This window comes from Leclercia adecarboxylata, assembly GCF_006171285.1.
Classification (GTDB): Bacteria; Pseudomonadota; Gammaproteobacteria; order Enterobacterales; family Enterobacteriaceae; genus Enterobacter; species Enterobacter barmai.
Genome location: NZ_CP040889.1, coordinates 949791 through 975216 on the forward strand (window position 1 = coordinate 949791; position 25426 = coordinate 975216).

25 protein-coding genes and 3 pseudogenes are annotated in these 25426 nt (G+C 54.6%); 16 read left to right on the forward strand and 12 right to left on the reverse strand.

What is annotated here, in order from left to right:
* Positions 1 to 51: 51 nt before the first annotated feature.
* Positions 52 to 657, reverse strand: coding sequence for an ankyrin repeat domain-containing protein (locus FHN83_RS06235; protein ID WP_139563500.1), 606 nt, complete (start codon positions 655 to 657; stop codon positions 52 to 54).
* 319 nt (positions 658 to 976) lie between these two features.
* On the opposite strand from FHN83_RS06235, the gene FHN83_RS06240 reads away from it, so the two are divergent.
* Positions 977 to 1906, forward strand: coding sequence for a LysR substrate-binding domain-containing protein (locus FHN83_RS06240; RefSeq protein ID WP_139563501.1), 930 nt, complete (start codon positions 977 to 979; stop codon positions 1904 to 1906).
* Here FHN83_RS06240 and FHN83_RS06245 read toward each other — a convergent pair.
* Positions 1903 to 2061, reverse strand: a complete 159-nt coding sequence (locus FHN83_RS06245; RefSeq protein ID WP_039030008.1) for a YqaE/Pmp3 family membrane protein — start codon at positions 2059 to 2061, stop codon at positions 1903 to 1905. The two genes, FHN83_RS06240 and FHN83_RS06245, sit on opposite strands and share 4 nt — an antisense overlap.
* A 221-nt stretch (positions 2062 to 2282) precedes the next feature.
* Between FHN83_RS06245 and FHN83_RS06250 the strand changes: the two genes are divergently transcribed.
* Positions 2283 to 2462: a hypothetical protein gene (locus FHN83_RS06250; protein ID WP_039030007.1), complete on the forward strand. Its 180-nt coding sequence runs from the start codon at positions 2283 to 2285 to the stop codon at positions 2460 to 2462.
* A gap of 45 nt (positions 2463 to 2507) precedes the next feature.
* On the opposite strand, the gene stpA is transcribed toward FHN83_RS06250, so the two are convergent.
* Positions 2508 to 2912 carry a DNA-binding protein StpA gene (gene stpA, locus FHN83_RS06255; protein ID WP_139563502.1) on the reverse strand — a complete coding sequence of 135 codons (405 nt, stop codon included), beginning with the start codon at positions 2910 to 2912 and terminating at the stop codon, positions 2508 to 2510.
* A 629-nt stretch (positions 2913 to 3541) separates the two neighbouring features.
* Between stpA and alaE the strand changes: the two genes are divergently transcribed.
* The gene (gene alaE / locus FHN83_RS06260) at positions 3542 to 3991 is read left to right on the forward strand and encodes an L-alanine exporter AlaE (RefSeq protein ID WP_039030005.1); all 450 of its coding nucleotides are present in this window, start codon (positions 3542 to 3544) and stop codon (positions 3989 to 3991) included.
* A 32-nt stretch (positions 3992 to 4023) separates the two neighbouring features.
* Here alaE and FHN83_RS06265 read toward each other — a convergent pair whose 3' ends face one another.
* On the reverse strand, positions 4024 to 4368 hold the full coding sequence (locus tag FHN83_RS06265) for a DUF2002 family protein (protein ID WP_039030004.1): 345 nt from the start codon (positions 4366 to 4368) through the stop codon (positions 4024 to 4026).
* 161 nt (positions 4369 to 4529) lie between these two features.
* Here FHN83_RS06265 and FHN83_RS06270 point away from each other — a divergent pair, with 161 nt between their 5' ends.
* The 4 genes and pseudogenes from FHN83_RS06270 to nrdE form a co-directional block, all read left to right on the forward strand.
* Entirely contained in the window at positions 4530 to 4856 is a 327-nt protein-coding gene (locus tag FHN83_RS06270; protein ID WP_039030003.1) for a DUF883 family protein, read from the forward strand.
* A 227-nt stretch (positions 4857 to 5083) separates the two neighbouring features.
* Positions 5084 to 5344 (forward strand): glutaredoxin-like protein NrdH, encoded by a 261-nt coding sequence (gene nrdH / locus FHN83_RS06275; protein WP_072036662.1) that lies wholly within the window; start codon positions 5084 to 5086, stop codon positions 5342 to 5344.
* Positions 5341 to 5751 carry a class Ib ribonucleoside-diphosphate reductase assembly flavoprotein NrdI gene (gene nrdI / locus FHN83_RS06280; RefSeq protein ID WP_039030001.1) on the forward strand — a complete coding sequence of 137 codons (411 nt, stop codon included), beginning with the start codon at positions 5341 to 5343 and terminating at the stop codon, positions 5749 to 5751. The genes nrdH and nrdI overlap by 4 nt, the downstream gene beginning before the upstream one ends.
* Positions 5724 to 7361, forward strand: a pseudogene (gene nrdE / locus FHN83_RS06285) (class 1b ribonucleoside-diphosphate reductase subunit alpha); the annotation flags it as partial. The gene nrdI and the pseudogene nrdE, both read left to right, overlap by 28 nt.
* Before the next feature lie 258 nt (positions 7362 to 7619).
* On the opposite strand, the pseudogene FHN83_RS06290 reads toward nrdE, so the two are convergent.
* Positions 7620 to 8623, reverse strand: a pseudogene (locus FHN83_RS06290) (IS110-like element IS4321 family transposase).
* 67 nt (positions 8624 to 8690) lie between these two features.
* Here FHN83_RS06290 and FHN83_RS06295 point away from each other — a divergent pair.
* From FHN83_RS06295 to emrB, 9 genes and pseudogenes are all read left to right on the forward strand, one after another.
* Positions 8691 to 9194: pseudogene (locus tag FHN83_RS06295) on the forward strand (ribonucleotide-diphosphate reductase subunit alpha); the annotation flags it as partial.
* 9 nt (positions 9195 to 9203) lie between these two features.
* Positions 9204 to 10163 (forward strand): class 1b ribonucleoside-diphosphate reductase subunit beta, encoded by a 960-nt coding sequence (gene nrdF / locus FHN83_RS06300; protein WP_139563503.1) that lies wholly within the window; start codon positions 9204 to 9206, stop codon positions 10161 to 10163.
* 342 nt (positions 10164 to 10505) lie between these two features.
* On the forward strand, positions 10506 to 11708 hold the full coding sequence (proV, locus tag FHN83_RS06305; RefSeq protein WP_039029998.1) for a glycine betaine/L-proline ABC transporter ATP-binding protein ProV: 1203 nt from the start codon (positions 10506 to 10508) through the stop codon (positions 11706 to 11708).
* Positions 11701 to 12765 (forward strand): glycine betaine/L-proline ABC transporter permease ProW, encoded by a 1065-nt coding sequence (gene proW / locus FHN83_RS06310; protein WP_039029997.1) that lies wholly within the window; start codon positions 11701 to 11703, stop codon positions 12763 to 12765. Before proV ends, proW begins: the two co-directional genes overlap by 8 nt.
* A 9-nt stretch (positions 12766 to 12774) precedes the next feature.
* A complete protein-coding gene (proX, locus tag FHN83_RS06315; RefSeq protein WP_039029996.1) occupies positions 12775 to 13770 on the forward strand; it encodes a glycine betaine/L-proline ABC transporter substrate-binding protein ProX in 996 nt (331 codons plus the stop codon).
* Between the two features lie 233 nt (positions 13771 to 14003).
* The gene (locus FHN83_RS06320; protein WP_039029995.1) at positions 14004 to 15188 is read left to right on the forward strand and encodes an MFS transporter; all 1185 of its coding nucleotides are present in this window, start codon (positions 14004 to 14006) and stop codon (positions 15186 to 15188) included.
* A gap of 309 nt (positions 15189 to 15497) precedes the next feature.
* Positions 15498 to 16028, forward strand: coding sequence for a transcriptional repressor MprA (gene mprA, locus FHN83_RS06330; RefSeq protein ID WP_039029994.1), 531 nt, complete (start codon positions 15498 to 15500; stop codon positions 16026 to 16028).
* Between the two features lie 125 nt (positions 16029 to 16153).
* On the forward strand, positions 16154 to 17326 hold the full coding sequence (emrA, locus tag FHN83_RS06335; protein ID WP_138370584.1) for a multidrug efflux MFS transporter periplasmic adaptor subunit EmrA: 1173 nt from the start codon (positions 16154 to 16156) through the stop codon (positions 17324 to 17326).
* A gap of 16 nt (positions 17327 to 17342) precedes the next feature.
* Positions 17343 to 18890, forward strand: coding sequence for a multidrug efflux MFS transporter permease subunit EmrB (gene emrB / locus FHN83_RS06340; protein ID WP_039029992.1), 1548 nt, complete (start codon positions 17343 to 17345; stop codon positions 18888 to 18890).
* Between the two features lie 66 nt (positions 18891 to 18956).
* Here emrB and FHN83_RS06345 read toward each other — a convergent pair whose 3' ends face one another.
* The 7 genes from FHN83_RS06345 to yqaB all read right to left on the reverse strand — a co-directional run bounded on the left by FHN83_RS06345 (position 18957) and on the right by yqaB (position 25281).
* Positions 18957 to 20858: an FKBP-type peptidyl-prolyl cis-trans isomerase N-terminal domain-containing protein gene (locus tag FHN83_RS06345; RefSeq protein ID WP_139563504.1), complete on the reverse strand. Its 1902-nt coding sequence runs from the start codon at positions 20856 to 20858 to the stop codon at positions 18957 to 18959.
* Entirely contained in the window at positions 20852 to 21388 is a 537-nt protein-coding gene (locus FHN83_RS06350) for a hypothetical protein (RefSeq protein ID WP_139563505.1), read from the reverse strand. Before FHN83_RS06350 ends, FHN83_RS06345 begins: the two co-directional genes overlap by 7 nt.
* The gene (locus FHN83_RS06355) at positions 21385 to 21759 is read right to left on the reverse strand and encodes a hypothetical protein (RefSeq protein ID WP_052246182.1); all 375 of its coding nucleotides are present in this window, start codon (positions 21757 to 21759) and stop codon (positions 21385 to 21387) included. Before FHN83_RS06355 ends, FHN83_RS06350 begins: the two co-directional genes overlap by 4 nt.
* Positions 21760 to 22006: 247 nt before the next feature.
* The gene (gene luxS, locus FHN83_RS06360) at positions 22007 to 22522 is read right to left on the reverse strand and encodes an S-ribosylhomocysteine lyase (RefSeq protein ID WP_039029990.1); all 516 of its coding nucleotides are present in this window, start codon (positions 22520 to 22522) and stop codon (positions 22007 to 22009) included.
* Positions 22523 to 22673: 151 nt separating this feature from the next.
* Positions 22674 to 24218 (reverse strand): glutamate--cysteine ligase, encoded by a 1545-nt coding sequence (gene gshA / locus FHN83_RS06365; protein WP_139563506.1) that lies wholly within the window; start codon positions 24216 to 24218, stop codon positions 22674 to 22676.
* 71 nt (positions 24219 to 24289) lie between these two features.
* Positions 24290 to 24718 carry a YqaA family protein gene (locus tag FHN83_RS06370; RefSeq protein WP_039029988.1) on the reverse strand — a complete coding sequence of 143 codons (429 nt, stop codon included), beginning with the start codon at positions 24716 to 24718 and terminating at the stop codon, positions 24290 to 24292.
* Positions 24715 to 25281 carry a fructose-1-phosphate/6-phosphogluconate phosphatase gene (gene yqaB, locus FHN83_RS06375; RefSeq protein WP_139563507.1) on the reverse strand — a complete coding sequence of 189 codons (567 nt, stop codon included), beginning with the start codon at positions 25279 to 25281 and terminating at the stop codon, positions 24715 to 24717. The genes FHN83_RS06370 and yqaB overlap by 4 nt, the downstream gene beginning before the upstream one ends.
* Positions 25282 to 25426 lie beyond the last annotated feature (145 nt).

A 25426-nucleotide genomic window follows, 5' to 3' on the forward strand; every position in this document is an offset into this window, starting at 1 on the left:
GGGAAAGGCTATTTTTATTTCAGGCCAGCGCGAAACGGCTGGCCACAGGGTTTACGCGCCGGCGGCGATCAGCAGGTCGGCAATGTCGCTGAAACCTTTTTCCCGCGCCAGTTCGAGGGGGGATTTGCCGTATTTATCGGTCATGTGCGGGTTGGCGCCGTGGTCGAGCAGCAGCTTAATAATCGCCTGCTGGCGAGGGCCGCCGTCGTTTAGCACTATGGCCTCCAGCAGCGGCGTCCAGCCAACAAAGTTGGTGTGGTTGACGTTGATGTCGGTGTGGGCCAGCAGCTCCTGCACCACCTCCAGATGGCCTTTCTCGCTGGCCGGGGTGATCCCCACGCCGCCAAAACGGGTCAGCCTGTCGAGGTCCGGTTTGGCCGGCAGCACCAGGCGCAGCAGGGTGATATCGTTGGTGAGGCAGCTAATCAGGAACGGGTTGAAACAGGTCTCATCCTGCTGGTCGATATTGGCGCCTGCGGCAATCAGCAGCTCCACGCAGGAATAGTGTTTATTCAGGCTGGCGATAATAACGGCAGTTCTTTTCTGCCGGTTGGTGGCGTTAATATCCACCCCTTTCCCCAGACAGGCTTTTAACGCGTCGGCATTACCCTGTTCGGCAGCTAACAGAAATTCGGTAACGAGTTCATTGTTGGACATTTCCACACTCCTGGTTTTCCTTTCTGATGGACTGAGCATAGCAACGGCCTGGTCAGAAAAGAATCCGCTTAAAAATGATTCATCGACAGGCAATTCATTGTTGAGATAAATTTAACAGTCCGGTCAAAATGTGCGTCTGTGCAATCTTTTCCTTATGTTTTGCCGCTATTTAGCCTCGCAGGCTGCATTCTGCTTATGTTTACGCAGACCTTGTCCGACGCGGCTCTCAGCTATTTGGCAGAACTGTGATCGGCTTCAAATGCGTTGTAACCACTTTGTTAAAATATGTTCAAAACTGATGGGTGCCGGGAGCGATAATATGAATTCCATCTTTACCGAAGAGAACCTGCTGGCGTTCACCACTGCGGCACGTTTTGGTAGCTTCAGCAAGGCCGCCACCGAACTGGGGGTGACCACTTCGGCCATCAGCTACACCATCAAGCGCATGGAGACCGGCCTCGACGTGGTGCTGTTTGTGCGCAACACCCGCAGCATCGAGCTCACCGAGTCGGGCTTCTACTTCTACCGTAAAGCGATCGATCTGCTGAACGATTTCCATGCCATTAAACGTGGGATAGATACCATCTCTCAGGGGATCGAAACGCGGGTGCGGTTCTGCATCAACCAACTGCTCTACACCCCGCGCCACACCGCCCGCCTGCTGCAGGTGCTGAAGAAACAGTTTCCCACCTGCCAGATTACGGTGACCACCGAGGTGTATAACGGGGTCTGGGATTCGATCATCAATAACCAGGCGAATATCGCCATTGGCGCGCCTGATACCCTGCTGGATGGCGGCGGGATCGATTACACCGAGATTGGCGCTATTCGCTGGGTGTTCGCCATCGCCCCGGATCATCCCCTGGCGCTGGCCCCGGAGCCGCTGGCCGAGAGCCAGCTGCGTCTGTATCCCAACATCATGGTCGAGGACACGGCGCACACCATTAACAAGAAAGTGGGCTGGCTGCTGCACGGCCAGGAGGCGATCCTGGTCCCGGATTTTAATACCAAGTGCCAGTGCCAGATCCTGGGGGAAGGGATCGGTTTTTTACCGGAGCATATGGCCAGAGAGGCCGTAGACGCAGGGCTGCTGGTGACGCGGCGCATCAATAACCCGCGCCAGGACTCGCGCATGCTGCTCGCCACGCAGCATGCGGCAACCGGCCTGGTCACCCGCTGGATCAAACAGCAGTTTGCGCCCCAGGGGGTGCTGACCGGGATCTACAGCGATTTGCTGTGGCGGGATTAGCCGCGGCTCTGCACCCAAAACGCGTGGATAAGACCGGGGATGTAGCCCAGCAGCGTCAGGATGACGTTGAGGATAAACGCCCAGCCAAACCCTTTGCCCAGCAGGACGCCAAGCGGGGGAAGCAGGATAGTAATTACGATACGCCAGAAACCCATAAATTCTCCATACAAGCAATCAGGTCATTGTAAAAAAAGAGATTTTCTCTTTAAGAGTAGCGAGTCTACGCACGGCTGCCAGCGCTGGCGCGAAGTTTTACCCTCTTTTACCCTCTTTACACAGGTTTAGGCAGACGATTAAGGGGTATTCCCCCTGCAACCCTGTACCGCGGCCTGCGCCTGGGCTAAGCTCGGAGCTCATCCATCATAAGGAGGTAACTATGTTTTCTGTTGGCGATCTCGTTCAGCCGCGCATGGGCGGACCAAAACTTAAAGTGATCGAAGTGCATGAAGATCAGATTGTGGCGGTGCAGGCAAGCAACGAAGACGGGGATAAATACACCCTGAAGGCAGCGGATGTGACGCTGTATAAAGAAGATGGCGATTTTGGCGTCTGCTGAGAGCAGCCGCTACCGGGCGGAATAACGCCGCCCGGTCTGCACGGATTAAATCAGGAAATCATCCAGCGTTTTTCCCTCTGCCAGTGCAGTGGCGATTGGCTTCGGCGTACGAACCTGGCCGGTCCAGGTTTTTTCGCTGCCGTCGGCATCGGTATAGCGATATTTTGCGGCACGCGGTTTACGTTTTTTAGGCTGCGCGCTGGTGTTCAGCAGCTCAGAGCCCAACAGGTCTTCAGCAGAAATACCGTCGGCTTTCATCATCTCCAGCAGGGCGCTAATTTTCTGCTGCTGTTCGGCACGCTCCTGCTCCAGTTCAGACTGTTCATTACGTTTTTCTTCTGTGACGATGCGCAGCTTTTCCAGCATATCTTCCAGTACGTCCAGTGAGAATTCACGCGCCATCGCACGGAGTGTACGAATATTATTAAGATTCTTTAATGTCGAAGTCATATAATATGAAAACCTTTTCAAAGTCGTTTAAATAATCAATTCCCGGCCATGGTAATTCATTTGTTTATGAACATCCAGACGAAACCGCACGAAAATATAATACAGGTCAAAGGTGGGGGAATTAACAATATATAATGACGATTATTTTCACTTTGTATGATTTATTCAGAATAAGCGTTTAAGCATTATTTATTTTTACTGTGATATAACCGCCGCCTGAGGCAGTTCCCCTCTCACTCCACAATGAATACCCATTCATATAACCTGCATAGAACACAACAACCCAATCCAGAGCATTACGCTGGATAACATCCATTTAGCAACATAACCCGCAACAAAATCGCCGCATTCTGCTCACCGGAAGGCAGGTCATGCGGTGCGCGATAAAAATAAAACTTAACTAATTGTTTATTAACATAAAAAATGACAAACAAAAAGAAAATAACGCAATGCTGGTAAAACCGGTTCGTTTAGAGAATTTTACGGACAAAACGCCAGTAAATAAAAATTTATCGCTAATTGAGAGTTTTAATGTAGAGCGATACGCTATACACGAAAAAAAAAGCAAACTAAAGCACTATTCAGAAGCGCTTTAGCCTCTTCATCGTATCATTTTCAGGAGTCAGAACATGTTCTCACGGCAGTCTCGCCTGCGCCACGCTGTAGCGGACACATTTGCAATGGTGGTCTACTGTTCGGTGGTGAACATGCTGATTGAAATATTCCTCTCCGGAATGACCTTCGAGCAATCACTTTCCTCGCGCCTGGTGGCCGTCCCGGTGAACATTCTTATTGCATGGCCGTACGGTTTCTATCGCGATGCGGTGATGCGTTTTGCCCGCCGCTACTCATCCACCGGCTGGATGAAAAATCTGGCCGACGTGGTGGCGTACGTCACTTTTCAGTCACCGGTATATGTCGCGATTTTATTAACGGTGGGGGCAGACTGGCACCAGATCGCCGCTGCGGTAAGCTCAAATATTGTGGTGTCGATGATGATGGGCGCGGTGTACGGCTATTTCCTCGATTACTGCCGACGTCTGTTTAAAGTGAGCCAGTACCATCAGGTCAAGGCGTAAGGCACGGCGACTGGCGAAAGCCAGTCGCGTCGTTATTGCGAGTCGCCAAACAGGCCTTTAAGAAAGCGTTCCAGCGCCATGCGGGAACTGAATCCATGCGGAATACCATAATGTTCCTGATTATTGCCCCCTAAATAGAGCGGGAACTGCTGGTAATGGTCGCTGGTTTTCATCTCTGAAGCAGGCTCCGCGAAGGAAAGACTTCTCTCTTTCAACGTCGGATGAATGATCAGCGCAGTGCGCCCCATGCGGGCTTCACGGTTCACATAAACATAATTATCGCCGCGACGATAACCGTATGCTTTTTGTGTTACCACATCCACGGTAAATCCCGCTTTTTCCAGTTCGCGCGCAACCTCATCGGGTCGTAAATACATATTCTTTCCTCGTTATCATTTCCTGCCGGGCAACCTTACCGTATTCAGCATTAGCAGTGCTTTCAGAAAAATCCATAAACGGCCTGATAAGCCGTGACCGGCTTCAGATATTAAAAAGGTGGTCTAAACTGTTAATTACCGCAAATTCAAGGGAGAACTTTATGTTTAGCCGATCAAACCGAAATGACGTTGATGACAATGTTCAGGATATCCAAGACGATGTGAGGAAATTAGCGGATTCGCTGGAAAGCGTTTTGAAATCCTGGGGATCGGATGCGAAGGGCGAAGCGGACGACGCCAGACGTAAGGCCAAATCGCTGCTGCGAGAAACCCGTGCGCGCCTCCAGGGCCGCTCTACCGGCAAGCAGGCCGCCTGCGATGCCATCGGCTGCGCTAACACCTTTATCCGTGAACGCCCGATGTGTGCAGTAGGTACCGTTGCGGCGGTCAGCATCTTCATCGGCGCGCTGCTCGCTCTGCGTAAGTAACGCCCGTCTCTGACCTGTCCCCTGTGACCCCAATGCCCTGCGGTGTTGGGGTTTTTCTTTTTTAAGCCCATAGCAATCCCTCTCCCGTTGAGCTCATCACCGGCAGCAAACCTATCTGATTTTCCCATATCTTGTGTGGTTGAAACTTTAGATAACTACATCTAGTATTCCTTTTAGCAAGACAGACTCCTGGTGACGCGTTGAATCGCGTCGGACACCTATTCTAAATGGAAATACGAATCATGCGCATTATTATTTACACTCGTAACGACTGTGTGCAGTGCCATGCCACCAAACGCGCCATGGAGAGCCGCGGTGTGAGCTTCGAAATGGTGAATGTAGACCTGGAGCCGGACGCGGCAGAGACGCTGCGTAACCTGGGGTTCCGCCAGCTTCCCGTGGTGATCGCCGGGGAGACCAGCTGGTCGGGGTTTCGTCCGGACCTGATTAATCGTCTGCAACAGCCTGTGCAGGCCGTCCGGGCATGAGCCTGCTCGTCTACTTCTCCAGCAGCTCGGAAAACACGCACCGCTTTATCGGGCGCCTCGGGCTGCCCGCCGTGCGTATTCCGCTGAACGAGCGGGAGCGGATCCAGGTGGACGAGCCTTTTATTCTGGTGGTGCCGAGCTATGGCGGCGGCGGAACGGCCGGGGCGGTACCGCGCCAGGCGATCCGCTTTCTCAACGACCCGCATAACCGGGCGCTTATCCGCGGGGTGATCGCCGCCGGCAACCGTAATTTCGGCGATGCCTTCTGCCGCGCCGGGGATGTCATTTCACAAAAGTGCGGCGTGCCGTACCTCTATCGCTTTGAGCTGATGGGGACGGAGCAGGACGTCGACAACGTGCGTAAAGGAGTGAACGAATTTTGGCAACGACAACCGCAGAACGCGTGATGCAGGGCTCGCAGGATTTCCATGCCCTGAACGCCATGCTGAACCTGTATGATGCTGACGGGAAGATCCAGTTCAGCAAAGACGGTGAGGCGGTGGACGCCTTTTTTAACGCCCACGTGCGCCCCAACAGCGTGACCTTCGCCAGCACGCAGGCGCGTCTTGACTACCTGGTCAGCGAGGGCTACTACGACCCCCGCGTGCTGGCGCGCTTCGACAGCAGCTTTGTGCTGGGTCTTTTTGACCACGCCCACGCCAGCGGTTTTCGTTTCCAGACCTTCCTCGGCGCGTGGAAGTTTTACACCAGCTATACGCTGAAAACCTTCGACGGGAAGCGCTATCTCGAGAGCTTCGAGGATCGGGTGGTGATGGTCGCCCTGACCCTGGCTCAGGGGGATGAAACCCTGGCCCGCCAGCTGACGGACGAGATCCTCGCCGGGCGTTTTCAGCCCGCCACGCCCACCTTCCTCAACTGCGGCAAGGCGCAGCGCGGGGAGCTGGTCTCCTGCTTCCTGCTGCGCATTGAAGACAACATGGAGTCAATTGGCCGGGCGGTGAACTCCGCCCTGCAACTCTCCAAGCGCGGCGGCGGGGTGGCCTTTTTACTCTCGAACCTGCGGGAAGCGGGCGCGCCCATCAAGCGCATCGAGAACCAGTCCTCCGGGGTGATCCCGGTGATGAAGATGCTGGAAGATGCTTTCTCCTACGCCAACCAGCTCGGGGCGCGTCAGGGGGCGGGAGCGGTTTATCTCCATGCCCATCACCCGGATATCCTGCGCTTCCTCGATACCAAACGCGAAAACGCCGACGAAAAAATCCGCATCAAAACCCTTTCTCTGGGGGTAGTGATCCCGGATATCACCTTCCGGCTGGCAAAAGAGAACGCCGAGATGGCGCTGTTCTCGCCTTATGACGTGGAGCGCATCTACGGCAAGCCGTTTGGTGATGTGGCGGTGAGCGAACTGTACGACGAGATGGTGGCGGATACGCGGATCCGTAAAAAATACCTGAATGCCCGCGACTTCTTCCAGCGGCTGGCCGAGATCCAGTTTGAGTCCGGCTATCCCTACATCATGTATGAGGACACGGTGAATCGCGCCAACCCCATAGCCGGGCGCATCAACATGAGCAACCTGTGCTCGGAGATTTTGCAGGTCAACAGCCCCTCGACCTATGACGAGAACCTGGACTACGCCCGCACCGGGCATGATATCTCCTGTAATCTGGGCTCGCTGAATATCGCCCACACCATGGACTCGCCGGACTTTGGCCGCACCGTCGAAACCGCGGTACGCGGCCTGTCGGCGGTATCGGACATGAGCCACATTCGCAGCGTGCCGTCGGTGGAGGCCGGGAATGCCGCCTCGCACGCCATCGGCCTCGGGCAGATGAACCTGCACGGCTATCTGGCCCGGGAAGGCATTGCCTACGGCAGCCCGGAGGGGCTGGACTTCACCAACCTCTACTTCTACACCATCACCTGGCACGCCCTGAATACCTCGATGATGCTGGCGCGGGAAAAGGGGCAGCGGTTTGCGGGCTTTGAGCAGTCCCGCTATGCCAGCGGAGAGTACTTTACCCAGTACCTTCGCGACGACTGGCAGCCGAAAACGGAATCTATGGTCACTCCCGTTTTTGCAACACCGATTTTGACGACAAGTTGGCTTGCTTGAATCTATCCGGCGTCTGAATGGGATTTTATTCCCGCGCCTTGATGAGTTCCGCGCCTGATGAACCTCCAGAAAATATACGGCTTCAATGAGCCTTTCCGTTTTACAGGTTCCTCAACAGGCCGGTGGGCCGTTAGTATCATCAATATCAGTATTCGCAAAACCAGATCAGTAATTCTTTAAACCGGTGTATTTCTGCCGTTATGCTACATAAGTTTGCTGTCGTGCCGTTAGGGCCCAGGCTATTCTGGCCAGCTTATTTGCCAGAGCACAAGTGACGACAAAGTTGCTTTTCCGGCACAGTAAATCCCTGACCCAATCGGCCAATTTGCCAGACTGGTGTTCCAGTTTTTGTATGAATACCCTGGCACATTGAACCAACAAAGTTCGGATCTTTTTATTACCTCGCTTACTAATTCCCAGCAATGTCGTCCTACCTCCCGTGCTGTACTGCCGAGGTACAAGCCCTGTTGCCGCCGCAAAGTCACGGCTGCTGGCGTACTGCTTCCCGTCGCCAATCTCAGTTGAAATAGTACTCGCTGTCAGTGTTCCGACGCAGGGAATGCTCAGCAAGCGCTGTCCAACCTCATCTTCGTCCAACTTTCGTTTCAACTGGGATTCCAAATCTTTAATCTGCTCAACAAGATAGTGATAATGCTGTTGTAATTTCAGCAATAACTGGCTGAGGTAAAGAGGCAAACTATTATCCTCAAGAATGGTACTCAGTCGGCTAATAACGGCAGCTCCTCGGGGAACGCTAATGCCAAATTCCAGCAGAAAAGCATGCATTTGATTGGTTGTTTTACCTTATCCTGAACCAGGGATTCACGGACACGATGCAGAGCCCGCATTGCCTGCTGAGATTCCGTTCTGGGCTGCACAAAACGCATAGACGGACGCGATGCAGCTTCACAAATAGCTTCGGCGTCGACAAAGTCGTTTTTATTGCTTTTAACGAACGGGCGGACAAATTGTGGTGATATCAGCTTTGGGGAATGCCCCAACTCTTCCAACTTGCGTGCCATAAAGTGAGAACCGCCACAGGCTTCCATTGCGATGGTTGTAGCGGGGCATGTCGCCAAAAATTCGATCAACTTTGGCCGGGTAAATTTTTTACGGTAAACAGCCTTCCCGCGACGATCCTGGCAATGAATATGGAAAGAGTTTTTACCCAGATCGATACCAATGAGCGCAATGTTTTCCATGATAGTTCTCCGAATGAAAGCCTGTCCTCAGCATAGTACCGGGAAGGAGGGAGTGACCATCTCATTAAAAGTGCGCGCGCTATTTGCCCGCGCCGGGGTCAGCTTGCCGACGCGGGCGATGTGGCAGCAGCTGCGCGACGACGTGATGCGCTACGGCATCTATAACCAGAATCTGCAGGCGGTGCCGCCGACCGGGTCGATCTCCTACATCAATCATGCCACCTCGAGCATTCACCCTATTGTGTCGAAAATTGAGATCCGCAAAGAGGGCAAAACCGGGCGCGTCTACTACCCTGCCCCCTTTATGACCAACGAGAATCTGGCCCTGTATCAGGACGCCTATGACATCGGCCCGGAGAAGATTATCGATACCTACGCCGAGGCGACAAAACATGTCGATCAGGGGCTGTCGCTGACGCTCTTCTTCCCGGATACCGCCACCACCCGCGACATCAACAAAGCGCAGATCTACGCCTGGAAGAAAGGGATCAAGACTTTGTATTACATTCGCCTGCGCCAGCTTGCGCTGGAAGGCACCGAAACAGAAGGCTGCGTGTCCTGCGCGCTGTAAGGAGAGAGCATGAAACTGTCACGGGTGCACGCCGTTAACTGGAACAAAATTGAAGATGATAAAGATCTGGAGGTTTGGAACCGCCTGACCAGCAACTTCTGGCTGCCGGAGAAGGTGCCGCTGTCGAACGACGTTCCGGCGTGGGAGACGCTAAGCCACGCCGAGCAGCAGCTCACCATCCGCGTCTTTACCGGCCTGACGCTGCTCGACACGGTGCAGAATACGGTGGGCGCGCCTGCGCTTATCGCCGACGCGCTGACGCCACACGAAGAGGCGGTCATGTCGAACATCAGCTTTATGGAGGCGGTGCATGCCCGCTCCTACAGCTCTATTTTCTCGACCCTCTGTCAGACCAAAGACGTGGACGCCGCCTACCGCTGGAGCGAAGAGAGCGACTCTCTGCAGCGTAAAGCCCAGCGGGTGCTGGAACATTATCGCGCCGATGAGCCGCTGAAGAAGAAAATTGCCAGCGTGTTTCTGGAGTCGTTCCTCTTCTATTCCAGCTTCTGGCTGCCGATGTACTGGTCCAGCCGGGGCAAGCTGACCAACACCGCGGATCTGATTCGGCTGATCATCCGGGATGAAGCGGTACACGGCTACTATATTGGCTATAAGTATCAGAAAGGACTGGAGAAAGTCAGCGAGGCCGAGCGCGAGGCGTTAAAGGGTTTTGCGCTGGATCTGCTGATGGATCTGTACGACAACGAGCTGAGCTATACCGATGAGCTGTACGCCGGAACCGGCTGGGAGGAGGACGTGAAGGCGTTCCTCTGCTACAACGCCAACAAGGCGCTGATGAACCTCGGTTACGAGGCGCTGTTCCCGCCGGAAATGGCCCAGGTGAACCCGGCGATCCTCGCCGCGCTCTCGCCGAATGCCGACGAAAACCACGACTTTTTCTCGGGGTCGGGCTCGTCGTATGTGATGGGCAAAGCGGTAGAAACTGAAGACGAAGACTGGGATTTTTAAGCGAAATATAACGATCGTTAATTTACGATATATTACGTTATTGCCTGACAAATATTTCTCTGTGTTCTACGCTGTAATTCTGCGGTCATATTCGCCTGAATCCTTGTGATCCAGGCGAAATTCCCCGGCCGCGTCATAAAAATCTCAAAAAAATTCATTTCCCGCTCAGCCCTTATCTCATGGGAAATTCAGCGATATTATCCGCATGCAAACCACGGCAAAATTCGTGCCACACGCGGCGCAAGGGTTGTCTCAGATTCTGAGTATGTTAGGGTATGGCCTGCTTATTATTTCACTGGTAATTCTATCGACTTAAATAAATAACGGGACATTCTCTATTGCATGGCAATTAAATTAGAAGTGAAAAATCTCTACAAAGTATTTGGCGAGCACCCGCAGAGGGCTTTCAAATATATTGAAAAAGGTCTGTCAAAAGAACAAATTCTGGAAAAAACCGGGCTGTCGCTTGGCGTTAAAGACGCCAGTCTGGCCATTGAAGAAGGCGAGATTTTCGTCATCATGGGGTTATCCGGTTCGGGTAAATCCACTATGGTTCGCCTTCTCAATCGCCTGATTGAACCCACCCGCGGACAGGTGCTGATTGACGGCGTGGATATCGCCAGAATATCGGACGCCGAGCTTCGCGAGGTGCGCAGAAAAAAGATCGCGATGGTGTTTCAGTCATTCGCTCTGATGCCGCATATGACGGTGCTAAATAACACCGCCTTCGGTATGGAATTAGCGGGTACTCCTGCCAGTGAGCGCCAGGAAAAAGCCCTGGATGCGCTGCGTCAGGTAGGGCTGGAAAATTACGCTCATGCTTATCCGGATGAACTCTCCGGCGGCATGCGTCAGCGTGTGGGATTAGCCCGCGCATTAGCGATCAATCCCGATATATTATTAATGGATGAAGCCTTCTCGGCGCTCGATCCATTAATTCGTACCGAGATGCAGGATGAGCTGGTAAAACTGCAGTCCCGGCATCAGCGTACCATTGTCTTTATTTCCCATGACCTCGATGAAGCCATGCGAATTGGCGATCGTATTGCCATTATGCAAAACGGCGAAGTGGTTCAGGTGGGCACCCCGGATGAAATTCTCAATAATCCGGCAAATGATTATGTGCGCACCTTCTTCCGCGGCGTGGATATTAGCCAGGTGTTCAGCGCCAAAGATATTGCCCGCAGAACGCCTAACGGCATTATCCGGAAAACGCCAGGTTTCGGCCCACGCTCGGCGCTGAAGCTGCTACAGGACGAAGACCGTGAATACGGCTATCTGGTTGAACGCGGCAATAAATTTGTCGGCGTTGTCTCCATCGACTCCCTGAAAACCGCCCTCGGCGAAAATCTGGGAATCGATGCGGCGTTAATCGACGCACCGCTTGCCGTGGACGCCGAAACGCCGCTCAGCGAGTTGCTCTCACACGTAGGCCAGGCACCGTGCGCGGTACCGGTGGTCGGAGAGGAACAACAGTACGTCGGCATCATCTCAAAACGCATGTTGCTGCAGGCTTTAGATCGCGAGGGGGCAAACAATGGCTGATCAATCTAACCCGTGGGGTACCACAGAAGCGGCGGACAGCGCGGCGCAATCCGCAGACGCGTGGGGTTCTTCTACACCCGCACCCACTGACGGCGGCGGGGCCGACTGGCTGACCAGCGCCCCTGCCCCCGCGCCGGAACATTTCAATATTATGGATCCGTTCCATAAGACCCTGATCCCGCTCGATAGCTGGGTGACCGAGGGGATCGACTGGGTGGTGACCCATTTCCGTCCGGTGTTCCAGGGCATTCGCGTCCCGGTGGATTACATCCTCAACGGCTTCCAGCAGCTGATGCTGGGGATGCCTGCTCCAGTGGCTATCGTCCTCTTCTCGCTGATTGCCTGGCAGTTTGGCAGCGCGGGGATGGGCGTGGCGACATTAATCTCGTTGATCCTGATCGGCGCGATCGGGGCGTGGTCCCAGGCGATGATCACCCTGGCGCTGGTGCTGACTGCCCTGCTCTTCTGCGTGGTGATCGGCCTGCCGATGGGGATCTGGCTGGCGCGCAGTCCGCGGGCGGCGAAAATTATCCGCCCGCTGCTGGATGCGATGCAGACCACCCCGGCGTTTGTCTACCTGGTGCCTATCGTGATGCTGTTCGGCATCGGTAACGTGCCGGGCGTGGTGGTGACCATCATCTTCGCCCTGCCGCCGATTGTGCGTCTGACCATTCTTGGCATCAACCAGGTGCCGGCGGACCTTATCGAGGCCTCACGCTCGTTTGGCGCCAGCCCGCGCCAGATGCTGTTTAAAGTTCAGCTCCCGCTGGCGATGCCCACCATTATGGCGGGTGTGAACCAGACCCTGATGCTGGCCCTGTCGATGGTGGTGATCGCCTCGATGATCGCCGTGGGCGGTCTCGGTCAGATGGTGCTGCGCGGCATTGGCCGTCTCGATATGGGGCTGGCAACCGTCGGCGGCGTCGGGATCGTGATCCTCGCCATTATTCTTGACCGCCTGACTCAGGCTGTCGGTCGTGATTCACGCAGTCGCGGCAACCGTCGCTGGTATACCACCGGCCCAGTCGGGTTAATCACCCGCCCATTCATAAAATAAGGAACAACGATGCGACATAGCGTAATTTTTGCCACAGCGTTTGCCACCCTTGCCTCCACCAGCGTGTTTGCTGCCGATCTGCCGGGCAAAGGTATTACCGTGCAACCGGTACAGAGCACCATCTCCGAAGAGTCGTTCCAGACCGGGCTGGTCAGCCGGGCGCTGGAGAAGCTGGGCTATACGGTCAATAAGCCAAGCGAAGTGGATTACAACGTGGGCTATACCTCGATTGCCTCTGGTGATGCCACCTTTACCGCCGTCAACTGGCAGCCGCTGCATGACGATATGTACAGCGCTGCGGGCGGCGACAAAAAGTTCTACCGCGAAGGGACCTTTGTCACCGGTGCGGCCCAGGGCTACCTGATCGACAAGAAAACCGCCGACCAGTACCACATCACCAATATTGAACAGCTGAAAGATCCGAAGATTGCCAAACTGTTCGATACCAACGGGGATGGCAAAGCCGACATGATGGGCTGCTCCCCAGGCTGGGGCTGCGAAGCGGTGATTAATCACCAGAACAAAGCCTTCGACCTGGCGAAAACGGTGGATGTGAGCCACGGCAACTACTCCGCGATGATGGCCGACACCATCGCCCGCTTCAAAGAGGGCAAACCGGTCATCTATTACACCTGGACACCGTACTGGGTGAGCGACGTGCTGAAGCCGGGTAAAGATGTGGTCTGGCTGCAGGTGCCATTCTCCTCCCTGCCGGGCGAGCAGAAGGATATCGACACCAAACTGCCGAACGGCATGAACTACGGCTTCCCGGTGAACACCATGCACATCGTGGCCAACAAAGCCTGGGCTGAGAAAAACCCGGCGGCGGCGAAGCTGTTCTCGGTAATGAAATTGCCGCTGGCGGATATCAACGCGCAGAACGCGATGATGCATGCGGGCAAATCCTCTGAAGCCGATGTTCAGGGTCACGTCGACGGCTGGATCAAAGCCCACCAGCAGCAGTTTGATGCGTGGGTAAATGAGGCGCTGGCCGCGCAGAAGTAAGTGCTCGCGTTTCCCCTCACCCCAGCCCTCTCCCCATAGGGGAGAGGGTGTAAAGCAGATCGAGCACAATCTAAAACCCCGCGCCGGACTGTTCCCTCTCCCCTATGGGGAGAGGGTTAGGGTGAGGGGCTCAAACCGCACAATCCATCACTCAACAACTCCCCGCCTCCTTCATTCATCCGTTATTATGGTTTACGAAAAAATAATCACTTAACTAATGATTTCGAAACCAAATGACAAAAACAACTCAAGGGCTTAGCCCCGCACTTATCCTGCTGATGTCAGTGGCAACCGGTCTGACTGTGGCCAGCAACTATTACGCTCAACCGCTTCTGGAAACCATCGCCCGCAACTTCTCGCTCACCGCAAGCTCGGCTGGTTTTATCGTTACCGCCGCTCAGCTGGGGTATGCGGTTGGCCTGCTGTTCCTTGTGCCGCTGGGAGATATGTTCGAACGTCGGGCGATGATTGTCTCCATGACCCTGCTGGCCGCAGGCGGGATGCTGATCACCGCCTCCAGCCAGTCGCTGAGCATGATGATCCTCGGTACGGCACTGACCGGGCTGTTCTCAGTTGTAGCGCAGATCCTGGTCCCGCTCGCCGCCACCCTCGCCTCGCCGGAAAAGCGCGGCAAAGTGGTTGGCACCATCATGAGCGGCCTGCTGCTGGGGATTTTACTGGCGCGTACGGTTGCCGGATTGCTGGCGGGCATCGGCGGCTGGCGCACCGTTTACTGGGTGGCCTCGGTGCTGATGGTGGTGATGGCGCTGGCGCTGTGGCGCGGCCTGCCGAAGGTGAAGTCAGAAACCCATCTCAACTATCCGCAGCTGCTGGGCTCCGTGTTCAGCCTCTTCATTAAGGACAAACTGCTGCGCACCCGGGCGCTGCTGGGCTGCTTCACCTTCGCGAACTTCAGCATTCTCTGGACCTCAATGGCCTTCCTGCTGGCCTCGCCGCCGTTTAACTATTCCGAAGGGATGATTGGCCTGTTTGGTCTGGCCGGTGCTGCGGGCGCGCTGGGCGCGCGTCCTGCGGGTGGTCTGGCGGATAAAGGCAAATCTCACCTGACCACCACCGTCGGGCTGGTGATGCTGCTGCTCTCCTGGGCGGCGATCTGGTACGGGCATGTTTCAGTGCTGGCGCTGATTGTCGGCATTCTGGTGCTCGACCTCACCGTCCAGGGGGTGCATATCACCAACCAGACCGTGATTTACCGCGTCAAGCCGGACGCCCGTAACCGCCTGACGGCCGGGTACATGACCAGCTACTTTATCGGTGGTGCCGCCGGGTCGCTCATCTCGGCCTCGGCGTGGCAGCATGGCGGCTGGGCGGGCGTGTGTGCGGTAGGGGCAGTGATGGCGGTGCTTAACCTGCTGGTGTGGTGGCGCGGCTACCACCTTCAGGAAGCCATTCAGTAACGTTTACATAAGTTGGGGCTTCTCAGGGTGTTAAGGAGCCCCTCAGTCTGTTAAGGTACGGAATCATTTATACCGGAAATTTTTGTGTGGGTAACATATTAGAATACCGCATGAATAGCGTATGCCCGAAGACCCATCCCCGTTTTGCCAGTGCCATCCCCTCTTTTCTGTGCTTACCGGGTCACGGATCAACCCGGCTCTTGATGACGGTGAAATTTGTCTTGTGGATTTTAGCCGCACAAATAATTCATTTACATTATTTGTCACTGTCGTTACTATATCGGCTGTAATTAATGAGGTTATGCCCAAATGGATAGTTCGTTTACGCCCATTGAACAAATGCTTAAGTTTCGCGCCAGTCGCTATGCAGATTTCCCTTATCAGGAGATCCTGTTAACGCGTCTCTGCATGCACATGCAGGGTAAGCTGCTGGAAAATCGCAATAAAATGCTGAAAGCTCAAGGGATTAACGAGACGTTGTTTATGGCGTTGATTACGCTGGAGTCTCAGGAAAATCACAGCATTCAGCCTTCAGAACTGAGCTGCGCGCTGGGTTCGTCCCGTACTAATGCCACCCGTATTGCCGATGAGCTGGAAAAACGTGGCTGGATTGAGCGCCGCGAAAGCGACAACGACCGCCGTTGCCTGCATCTGCAACTGACCGAGAAAGGTCACGAATTCCTGCGCGAGGTGCTTCCACCTCAGCACAACTGCCTGCATCAACTCTGGTCGTCTTTAAGTAACGCCGAGAAAGATCAGCTCGAGCATATCACCCGCAAGCTGCTCACCCGTCTGGATCAGATGGATGAAGATGGCGCTGTTCTTGAGGCGCTGCGCTAACGCGACGACACGCTCCAAAAATCCAGATTAATAAGAAAACCGACAGGCCAGCACGTCATACTGCTGGCCTTTCTGATAACAGGTCGGCTCAGCCGATGTGAAATAATAAGATCGTGGAGAAAAACATGAGCGCAAATGCGGAGAACACTACCCCGCAGCAACCGGTCAACAAGAAAGGCAAACGCAAGCGCGCCCTTCTGCTGCTGACTTTGCTCTTTATTATCATTGCCGTGGCATATGGGATCTATTGGTTTTTAGTACTGCGTCATAGTGAAGAGACGGATGACGCGTATGTGGCAGGGAACCAGGTTCAGATTATGGCGCAGGTGTCGGGCAGCGTGACGAAAGTCTGGGCTGATAATACCGACTTTGTGCAAAAAGGCGACGTGCTGGTGACGCTTGATCCGACCGATGCCCAGCAGGCGTTTGAAAAAGCGCAGACTGAGCTGGCGTCAAGCGTGCGTCAGACCCGTCAGCAAATGATCAACAGCAAACAGCTGCAGGCCAGTATCGACGTGCAGAAAACCGCCCTGGCGCAGGCTCAGAGCGATCTTAATCGTCGTGTTCCCCTGGGCAGTGCTAACCTGATTGGCCGCGAAGAGCTGCAACACGCCCGAGACGCGGTTGCCAGCGCCCAGGCCCAGCTGGATGTCGCTATTCAGCAATTCAACGCCAACCAGGCGATGGTGCTGAATACCACCCTCGATCAACAACCGGCGGTGAAACAGGCGGCGACCGAAGTGCGCAACGCCTGGCTGGCGCTGGAGCGAACCAAAATCGTCAGCCCGATGACCGGCTACGTTTCCCGTCGTTCCGTACAGCCTGGTGCACAGATCACCTCCTCTACCCCGCTGATGGCGGTGGTGCCGGCAACCAACCTGTGGGTGGATGCTAACTTCAAAGAGACGCAGCTGGCGCATATGCGTATCGGCCAGACCGCGACGGTCGTCAGTGATATCTACGGGGACGACGTGAAGTACACCGGCAAAGTTGTCGGGCTGGATATGGGGACCGGCAGCGCCTTCTCCCTGCTGCCTGCACAGAACGCCACCGGGAACTGGATCAAAGTGGTTCAGCGTCTGCCGGTACGTATCGAGCTGGATGAGAAGCAGCTGGCGGACCATCCGCTGCGTATTGGCCTCTCCACGCTGGTCACGGTCGACACCTCGAACCGCGACGGCCAGATGCTGGCAAACCAGGCACGTTCGAACCCGGCCTACGAAAGTAATGCCCGCGAGATCAGCCTTGAGCCGGTGAATAAGCTGATCGATGAGATCGTGAAGGCGAACGCCGGTTAATCCGAAGGTGAGCGTTATGCAACAGCAAAAACCGCAAAAACCGTTGGAAGGGGCGCAGCTGGTCATCATGACCATTGCGCTTTCGCTGGCGACATTCATGCAGGTGCTGGACTCCACCATCGCGAACGTGGCGATCCCGACTATCGCCGGAAACCTTGGCTCATCCCTGAGCCAGGGGACCTGGGTGATCACCTCGTTCGGGGTGGCGAACGCCATCTCCATTCCGATCACCGGCTGGCTGGCAAAGCGCGTCGGGGAAGTGAAACTATTCCTCTGGTCAACCATCGCCTTCGTGCTGGCCTCCTGGGCATGTGGGATGTCCAGCAGTCTGACCATGCTGATTTTCTTCCGCGTGATCCAGGGGATTGTTGCCGGGCCGCTGATCCCGCTGTCGCAGAGTCTGCTCCTCAACAACTACCCGCCCGCCAAGCGGTCTATCGCGCTGGCGCTGTGGTCGATGACGGTGATTGTCGCCCCGATCTGCGGCCCGATTCTGGGCGGCTACATCAGCGATAACTACCACTGGGGCTGGATCTTCTTTATCAACGTGCCGATTGGTGCGGTGGTGGTGCTGTTGACCCTGCAGTCGCTGCGCGGTCGCGAAACTCGTACCGAGCAACGGCGTATTGACGGCGTCGGGCTGGCGCTGCTGGTGCTGGGCATCGGCAGCCTGCAGATCATGCTCGATCGCGGGAAAGAGCTGGACTGGTTCGCCTCGCAGGAGATCATCGTTCTGACGGTCGTGGCGGTGGTGGCGCTCAGCTTCCTGATTGTGTGGGAGCTGACGGACGATAACCCGATAGTCGATCTGTCGCTGTTTAAGTCGCGCAACTTCACCATAGGGTGTTTGTGTATCAGCCTTGCCTATATGCTCTACTTCGGCGCGATTGTTCTGCTGCCGCAGCTGTTGCAGGAGGTGTATGGCTATACCGCCACCTGGGCGGGGCTGGCGTCGGCACCGGTCGGGGTGATCCCGGTTCTGCTGTCGCCGATTATCGGCCGCTTTGCCCATAAACTCGATATGCGTCGGCTGGTGACCTTCAGCTTCATTATGTATGCGGTGTGCTTCTACTGGCGCGCCTATACCTTTGAGCCGGGTATGGACTTTGGCGCATCGGCGTGGCCGCAGTTCATTCAGGGCTTTGCCGTGGCCTGCTTCTTTATGCCACTGACCACCATCACCCTCTCCGGTCTGCCGCCGGAAAGGATGGCGGCGGCGTCGAGTCTGTCGAACTTTATGCGTACGCTGGCGGGCTCCATTGGGACCTCGATGACCACCACCATGTGGACCAACCGGGAGTCGTTGCACCATGCGCAGCTGACCGAGTCGGTGAATGTGTTTAATCCCCAGGCGCAGGAGGTTTACAGCCAGCTGCAGGGAATGGGCATGACCGAGCAGCAGGCGTCCGGGTGGATAGCACAGCAGATCACCGCGCAGGGCTTGATTATCTCGGCCAACGAGATCTTCTGGTTATCGGCTGGGGTGTTCATTGTGCTGCTGGGGCTGATCTGGTTCGCCAAACCGCCATTCGGGGCGGGAGGCGGGGGCGGCGGCGCCCACTGAGTGGCCTGTCTGAAAATAAAAACGGATCTGCATGCAGATCCGTTTTTTTTATGCCTGTCGTTAATGCTACTTCACGCCGACAATTTTAATGGTAATGATGGAGATAGTGCCAGGCGGCACAAACCCAGGCACACCGGCTTCACCGTAGGCCTGCTTTGCCGGGATGTGGATTTTTGCCACCCCGCCCAGCCCCATCTTTTTGACAACCGTCTGGAACAGAGGAGGAAGATCTTTCACCCGGCTGGCGCGCAGCTCTTTACTGGAGATAACCTTCCCGGTACCGAGCACTTCATCCAGTTCGGTGATGAGCTCGTTATCGGCAAGGATCAACGGCGCTTCACCCTTCTGCACTATCCTGTAAACGGAACCATCCGCTACCTTGACCGCGCCAGGCTCTTTTGCCGCCTTTAACATGAGCGCTTTGCTCTGCTTTTCATTTTCACTTTGCGTCGCGGCAAACTGCTTTTTGTGCAGCTTATCAAGCCCGATCAGTTCGCTGGAGAGCTTATCCGGCGTCATCTGAGGCTTTTTATTAACCGAGTCGTTAAAACCCTGCATAAAGGCGGGAAGATCCAGCGTCTTACCGAGGCTTGTCATCTTCTCTTTTTCGCGCGTGGCGCTGTCGCCATACCATGTCCCGACGGCGTAGCTGGTACGCGTATCTTTTGCTGTCTTCGCATCTATTTTAATGACGTTAGCCGTGGCGACGGGTGGAGTTTCGGCGGGTTTAGCCTTAAGCGCAGCCACTTCTGCCTGCGACGCCTCAAGCTGTTTTTTTAGGCTGGCCAGGGCTTCGTCAGCGCTCTTAAGCTTACTTGCCGTCTGGCTGCTGCTCTCTTTATCTGCACCCGATTCTGCTTTCCGACTTGCCAGCTGCGCCTGCTGCGTGGCGATAACGGTTTTCGCATCTTCCAGCTGGCTGGTAAAGATTTCGTGCTTTTGCCGCTCGTTTTTGAGCGCCGTTTCCGCGTCCAGCTTCTGTTTCGTCAGCGTTGCTACCTGACTATCCAGCGCGCTCGACGCCTTTTTCATCTCCGCTAACTGTTGGGTAAGTGCAGTGGACTGCGCCGTGGTTTCATTCAGCTTTTGCGTCAACTCAATGTTTTTTTGCTTATCGCCCGTGCTGTTGCTCTTCAGCGCAGTCAGCCGATCTTCAAGGCTCTTTTTCTGCCCCTGCAGTTCTGCAAGCTGTTTGCTCAACTCATCGCTGCGGGCGGTGGCTTTGCTCAGTTGCCCGTTCAGCTCAGCGCTTTTCTTCTGGCCGTCGCTGCTGCTGGTCATCAGGGATGCCAGCTGCTGCTCCTGCTCTTTCTTCTGCAGTTTGAGGTCGGTAAGTTCTTTCAGCAGCGTGGTGATCTGTGCGTTGGCTTTATTCAGCTGCTCAGCCATCTGCGTGCTTTTCGATTGATCGCCGGTGGCGCTGGTCTTGAGTGCGGCCAGCCGATCCTCAAGGCTCTTTTTCTGCCCCTGCAGCTCAGCAAGCTGTTTGCTCAACTCATCGCTGCGGGCGGTGGCTTTGCTCAGTTGCCCGTTCAGCTCAGCGCTTTTCTTCTGGCCGTCGCTGCTGCTGGTCATCAGGGATGCCAGCTGCTGCTCCTGCTCTTTCTTCTGCAGTTTGAGGTCGGCAAGCTCTTTCAGCAGCGCGCTGGTCTGTTCGTTCGCTTTATTGAGTTGCTCAGCCATCTGCACGCTTTTCGATTGATCGCCGGTGGCGCTGGTCTTGAGTGCGGCCAGCCGATCCTCGAGGCTCTTTTTCTGCCCCTGCAGTTCTGCAAGCTGTTTGCTCAACTCATCGCTGCGGGCGGTGGCTTTGCTCAGTTGTCCGTTCAGCTCAGCGCTTTTCTTCTGGCCGTCGCTGCTGCTGGTCATCAGGGATGCCAGCTGATCCTCAAGACTCTTTTTCTGACCCTGCAGGTCAGTAAGCTGTTTACTTAGCTCATCGCGATGGTCGATCGTTTTTTTTAGCAACACTTCACGCTGCGCTGAACGGGCTTTCTCACCCTCAGCGGCCAGGTTGAGCGTTGCGATAACGCTTTCCAGCGCCAGCGTCTGCGCACTGGCATTTGACAGTGGCCTGCCGGTGCCGGTCTTTCGCGTTGCGCGGTTGCCGCCTTTTCGAGGGCGGCTTTTTGCTGTTCAACAGCAGCCAGCTGCTGATTGAGGCTAGCGAGATGATCATTCGCTTTTTGTAAATCGGCGTTCAGGCGCGCGATTTTTTCCCGCGCCACAGCAGCATTTAGTGCATCCTTTGCCGCCAGCTGACGAGGTGTGGTATCAGCAACGCACACAGGCTTTACTTTTGGCAATGCCGGTGTCGCTTTCGAAGGGGCGTCTGGCCGGGATGGTGTCGCTTCAGGTGCACTAAAAGGATTAACGGAATCAGTACCGATAATTTTCTCCCGGCTCAGCTGTTCCAGTAATTCTGTGCCTGAAGAATATGATTTTCCAGCCGCAAACAATAATCCGCAGCAAAGCGCTGCACTAAAGTATTTATTCATAACTGATTCATTTCATTTGCGCGTTTCATCATATTGGAATAGACGGTATTGCGGATCCTGACGCAAACCAGAGAGAGTTTTTTGTTAATTTCGGTCAGCATGACTTCAGAGGCATTATTATCGACAAGAGATTTGTTAGCCTCATAAATTTTATAGTTTTTGTTAATGCTGTCGAACTGCTGGCGGTAAGATTCGTAGGCATTAGGGTCCAGTTTTTGCAGCGCGGAGAACTCCTGATAGCACTGTACCTCCTGCTTACGCTCTTCCGGGGCTTTTGCGATGGTAGGCGTTTTAGAGTTAGGGGCGGAACTGCATCCGCAAAGCAAAAAGACAGACAAAAGAACTGCGGAACCGGCAAAGTAAAATTTCATAAATCCCTCTGAATCATTATCCATTCCATGAATATAAGCACAGCTAAAATTATTAGAACTTAATAATTGCCAGGCAATTATTCACAGGCATGATATATACAAATAACTACCCTGTTATGCTCGCAATAATAGACATATAGAAAAGGATTAACAACGAGAGTTGGTTTTTTGGGAATTTATAAAGAAACTAATTACAATGGTAATTATAAAACACCCGGCACGCCAAGATGACAGGCCGGGTAAATGACTAGATGTGCAGTTCCTGCAGCTTTTCTTTAGGCAGCGCCAGCTCGTCGTTGCTGTTCACGCGAACGTCACGCTCAAGAATGTGACGGGCAATATCCTGCGCTTCTTCCAGAGAGTGCATCTGGTAAGTGCCGCACTGGTAAACGTTCAGCTCAGGGATTTGATTCTGCTCTTTCACCTTCAGCACGTCTTCCATCGCTGCTTTCCACGCATCTGCGACGCGTTTCTCTTCTGGTACACCAATCAGGCTCATATAGAAGCCGGTACGACAGCCCATTGGAGAGATATCGATGATCTCAACGCCGTTGCCGTTCAGGTGATCGCGCATGAAACCAGCGAACAGGTGCTCCAGGGTATGAATGCCTTTTTCCGGCATCACTTCTTTATTCGGTACGCAGAAACGCAGGTCGAATACAGTGATCGTGTCGCCGTGCGGGGTATGCATGGTCTTCGCAACGCGTACAGCAGGTGCTTCCATACGGGTATGGTCGACAGTAAAGCTATCTAATAACGGCATACGTCACCTCCGATAGTGATTTTTTATAAAAAAAATGAACTCTTCTGTTCAACGCGAGTCTGAGTATATGAAAGACGCGCATTTGTTATCATCATCCCTGTTCTTCAGAGATGTTATTTTGGCCACAGCGATGTGGCCTTTTTCTTTTCTGTCAGGCCTGTTTAGCCAGGTACTCAGCAAACGACTCGGTATCCGCCGCCTCAATTTCACTCTGACGCACCAGTGACGCTTCGCGTTCCGCAGCAAAATCCGCTTCGCTTAACACTTCCAGCGGCTCCTGGCGCAGCATATCGCGATACTCCGCCGCCAGCGCGCGACCGGTGCCACCGATGCCCTGATCAATCATAGAACGCAGAATGCGTGCCGAGAATGTCAGGTCAGGATTATCGAAACTTTCCACCAGCTGCTCGCAAACTTTTTGATACTCATCGCCACCATAAACGCTGTCGAGCGTGTGGGCGACGCGTTTGAGATCGCGGAACAGATCTTTACCTACCTGCTGCAGCGGGAACTGTGCCGTCTGGCAACCCATGCCCAGCGTCAGGCCAGGCTTGCGCCCTTCGAGGATCACCCGGTTCCAGTTCATGCGGGTGCAAAGCAGTTCGTCAGAACTCATTTCCGGCGCATCCGCCAGCACGCACCAGACCATAAACAGATCGAGGAAGCGCACCTGCTGCTCATCCACGCCAATCGGCGAGAACGGGTTGATATCCAGGGAGCGTACTTCGATGTACTCAATCCCGCCGCGCTGTAACGCATCCGACGGCGTTTCACCGCTGCGCGTGACGCGTTTCGGACGGATAGGCGCGTACAGTTCGTTCTCAATCTGTAGAACGTTACTGTTGATTTGCAGACGCTTACCGTCTTTCTCAAGACCGATCTCTTCGTAGGCTTCCGATGGCGTTTTGATCGCCCGCTTCAATCCTGCCACATACTCGTGCAGATCGTTAAACGTAATTCCGAGATTGCTTTGCGACTTATTGGTATAACCCAGGTCGCTGAGGCGCAATGAGGTAGCGTACGGCAGGTAGTACATGCCGCATTCGGTTTTCTCAAACGGCAGCGTAGTCGGTTTGCCCTGCAGGAAAGAGGAGCAAATCGCCGGGGATGCACCGAACAGATACGGGATGACCCAGCCGAAGCGATAGTAGTTACGAATCAGGCGGAAATAGCCTGCGGAAATTGCTTCTTTATCCGTTTCACCGCACTTCGCCTGCCAGAATGCCATCGGCAAGGAGAAGTTGTAGTGCACGCCAGAAATCGTCTGCATCAGCGCGCCGTAGCGGTTTTTTAACCCTTCGCGATAGAGCGTTTTCAGACGGCCGATATTAGACGTGCCGTACTGCGCCAGTTCAATATCCTGCCCCTGCTCGATATAGCAAGGCATGCTCAGCGGCCACATCCGCTCATCACCCAGATTGCGGGCGCTGTAGCGGTGAATGTCACGCATGATTTTCAGCATGTGGTCAATATCGCCGTCTACCGGCGTAATGAACTCAAGCAGCGCTTCGGCGAAATCAGTAGTGATCCATTTATGGGTCAGCGCCGAACCTAACGCCTGCGGATGGCCCGTCGTTGCAAGACTGCCATCTGCATTAACGCGCAGCGTTTCGCGCTCAAGACCGCGCTGAATACCCTTCAGAGCCTGAGGGTGGTTTTCCAGCCAGGCCAGTGCCTGTGATACGTCCGGGATCAATTCGACCTCCCGCCTGTCAAAATCATTTTATTTAGCATAATTGTAATGGTTTCTGGTCACAAACAGTCCAATTAGTGCCACCACGTCATACCCTGCAAAGTTGCAACCGCTACAAGAATGTAGCGCAACGCCTTGCCGAGGCATAAAAAAAAGAGCACGGGCCCCCAGGAGATGCGCATCCATCCCGCCAGCAGGCACAGTAAATCACCGATTACCGGCATCCAGCTTAGTAAAAGCGTGGCAGCGCCATAGCGTTTTAGCCAGCCGACTGCCTTTTCCTGCCAGCGCGACGTTTTGCGTAGCGGAAAGAATCGCCCAAGAATAACGTTAGTCAGCCCTCCAAGGCTATTACCCATTGTTGCTATTAACACGAGCAACCAGGGCTGACTGACGCCGGACAAGAGCATCGCCACCAGCACCACTTCCGAGTTTCCGGGCAGGATCGTGGCACTTAAAAAACTGCTGGCGAATAAGGAAGCAAGTGACAGCGCGTCACTCACAGTAAGCGAACATCCACCGCGGCCATACCGGCATCCCGTGCCGCCTGAATACCGAAATCGGCATCTTCAAACACGACGCATTTTGCAGCTGACACACCCATCAGCTCTGCGCAAAGCAGGAAGGTGTCTGGGGCAGGCTTGTGGTTTTTAACATGATCGGCCGCGACCACGGCAGAAAAATAGTGGCGCAGACCAAGGTGATTGAGCAGAGCCTCAGCGATAGCGCTTTCGCTGCCCGTGCCGACGGACATAGGACGACGTCCGTGCCACTCCTTCACCACTTCAATTAAAGGCAAAGGACGTACGGTGTCCAGCAGCATGGCTTTAACCGCATCGGTTTTTTCACGCGCGAGCAGGTGTGGGTCGAGATCGGCCTGATTCAATTCAATCACGGCCTGCGCAATACGCCAGGTTGGAGATCCGTTGAGGGCAATCATCGCCTGTAAGTCGAAACGCATACCGTATCGGCCCAGGACTTCTGTCCAGGCTTTGCGATGCGTTGGCTCGGTGTCCAGGATGGTGCCATCCATATCGAAAATCAAACCGTCATACTGTGCGTACATCGTGCTCTCGCGAAAGGATTACAAAGCGTTACTTTAACGTAAACAAGGCGTTTTGTCGCTGCTTCTGGCGGGCTTTAGATTGGGAGTGCTGAAGAAATAAACTACAAAGGGAATATCGAAAGGATGGTGCATCCGGGAGGATTAC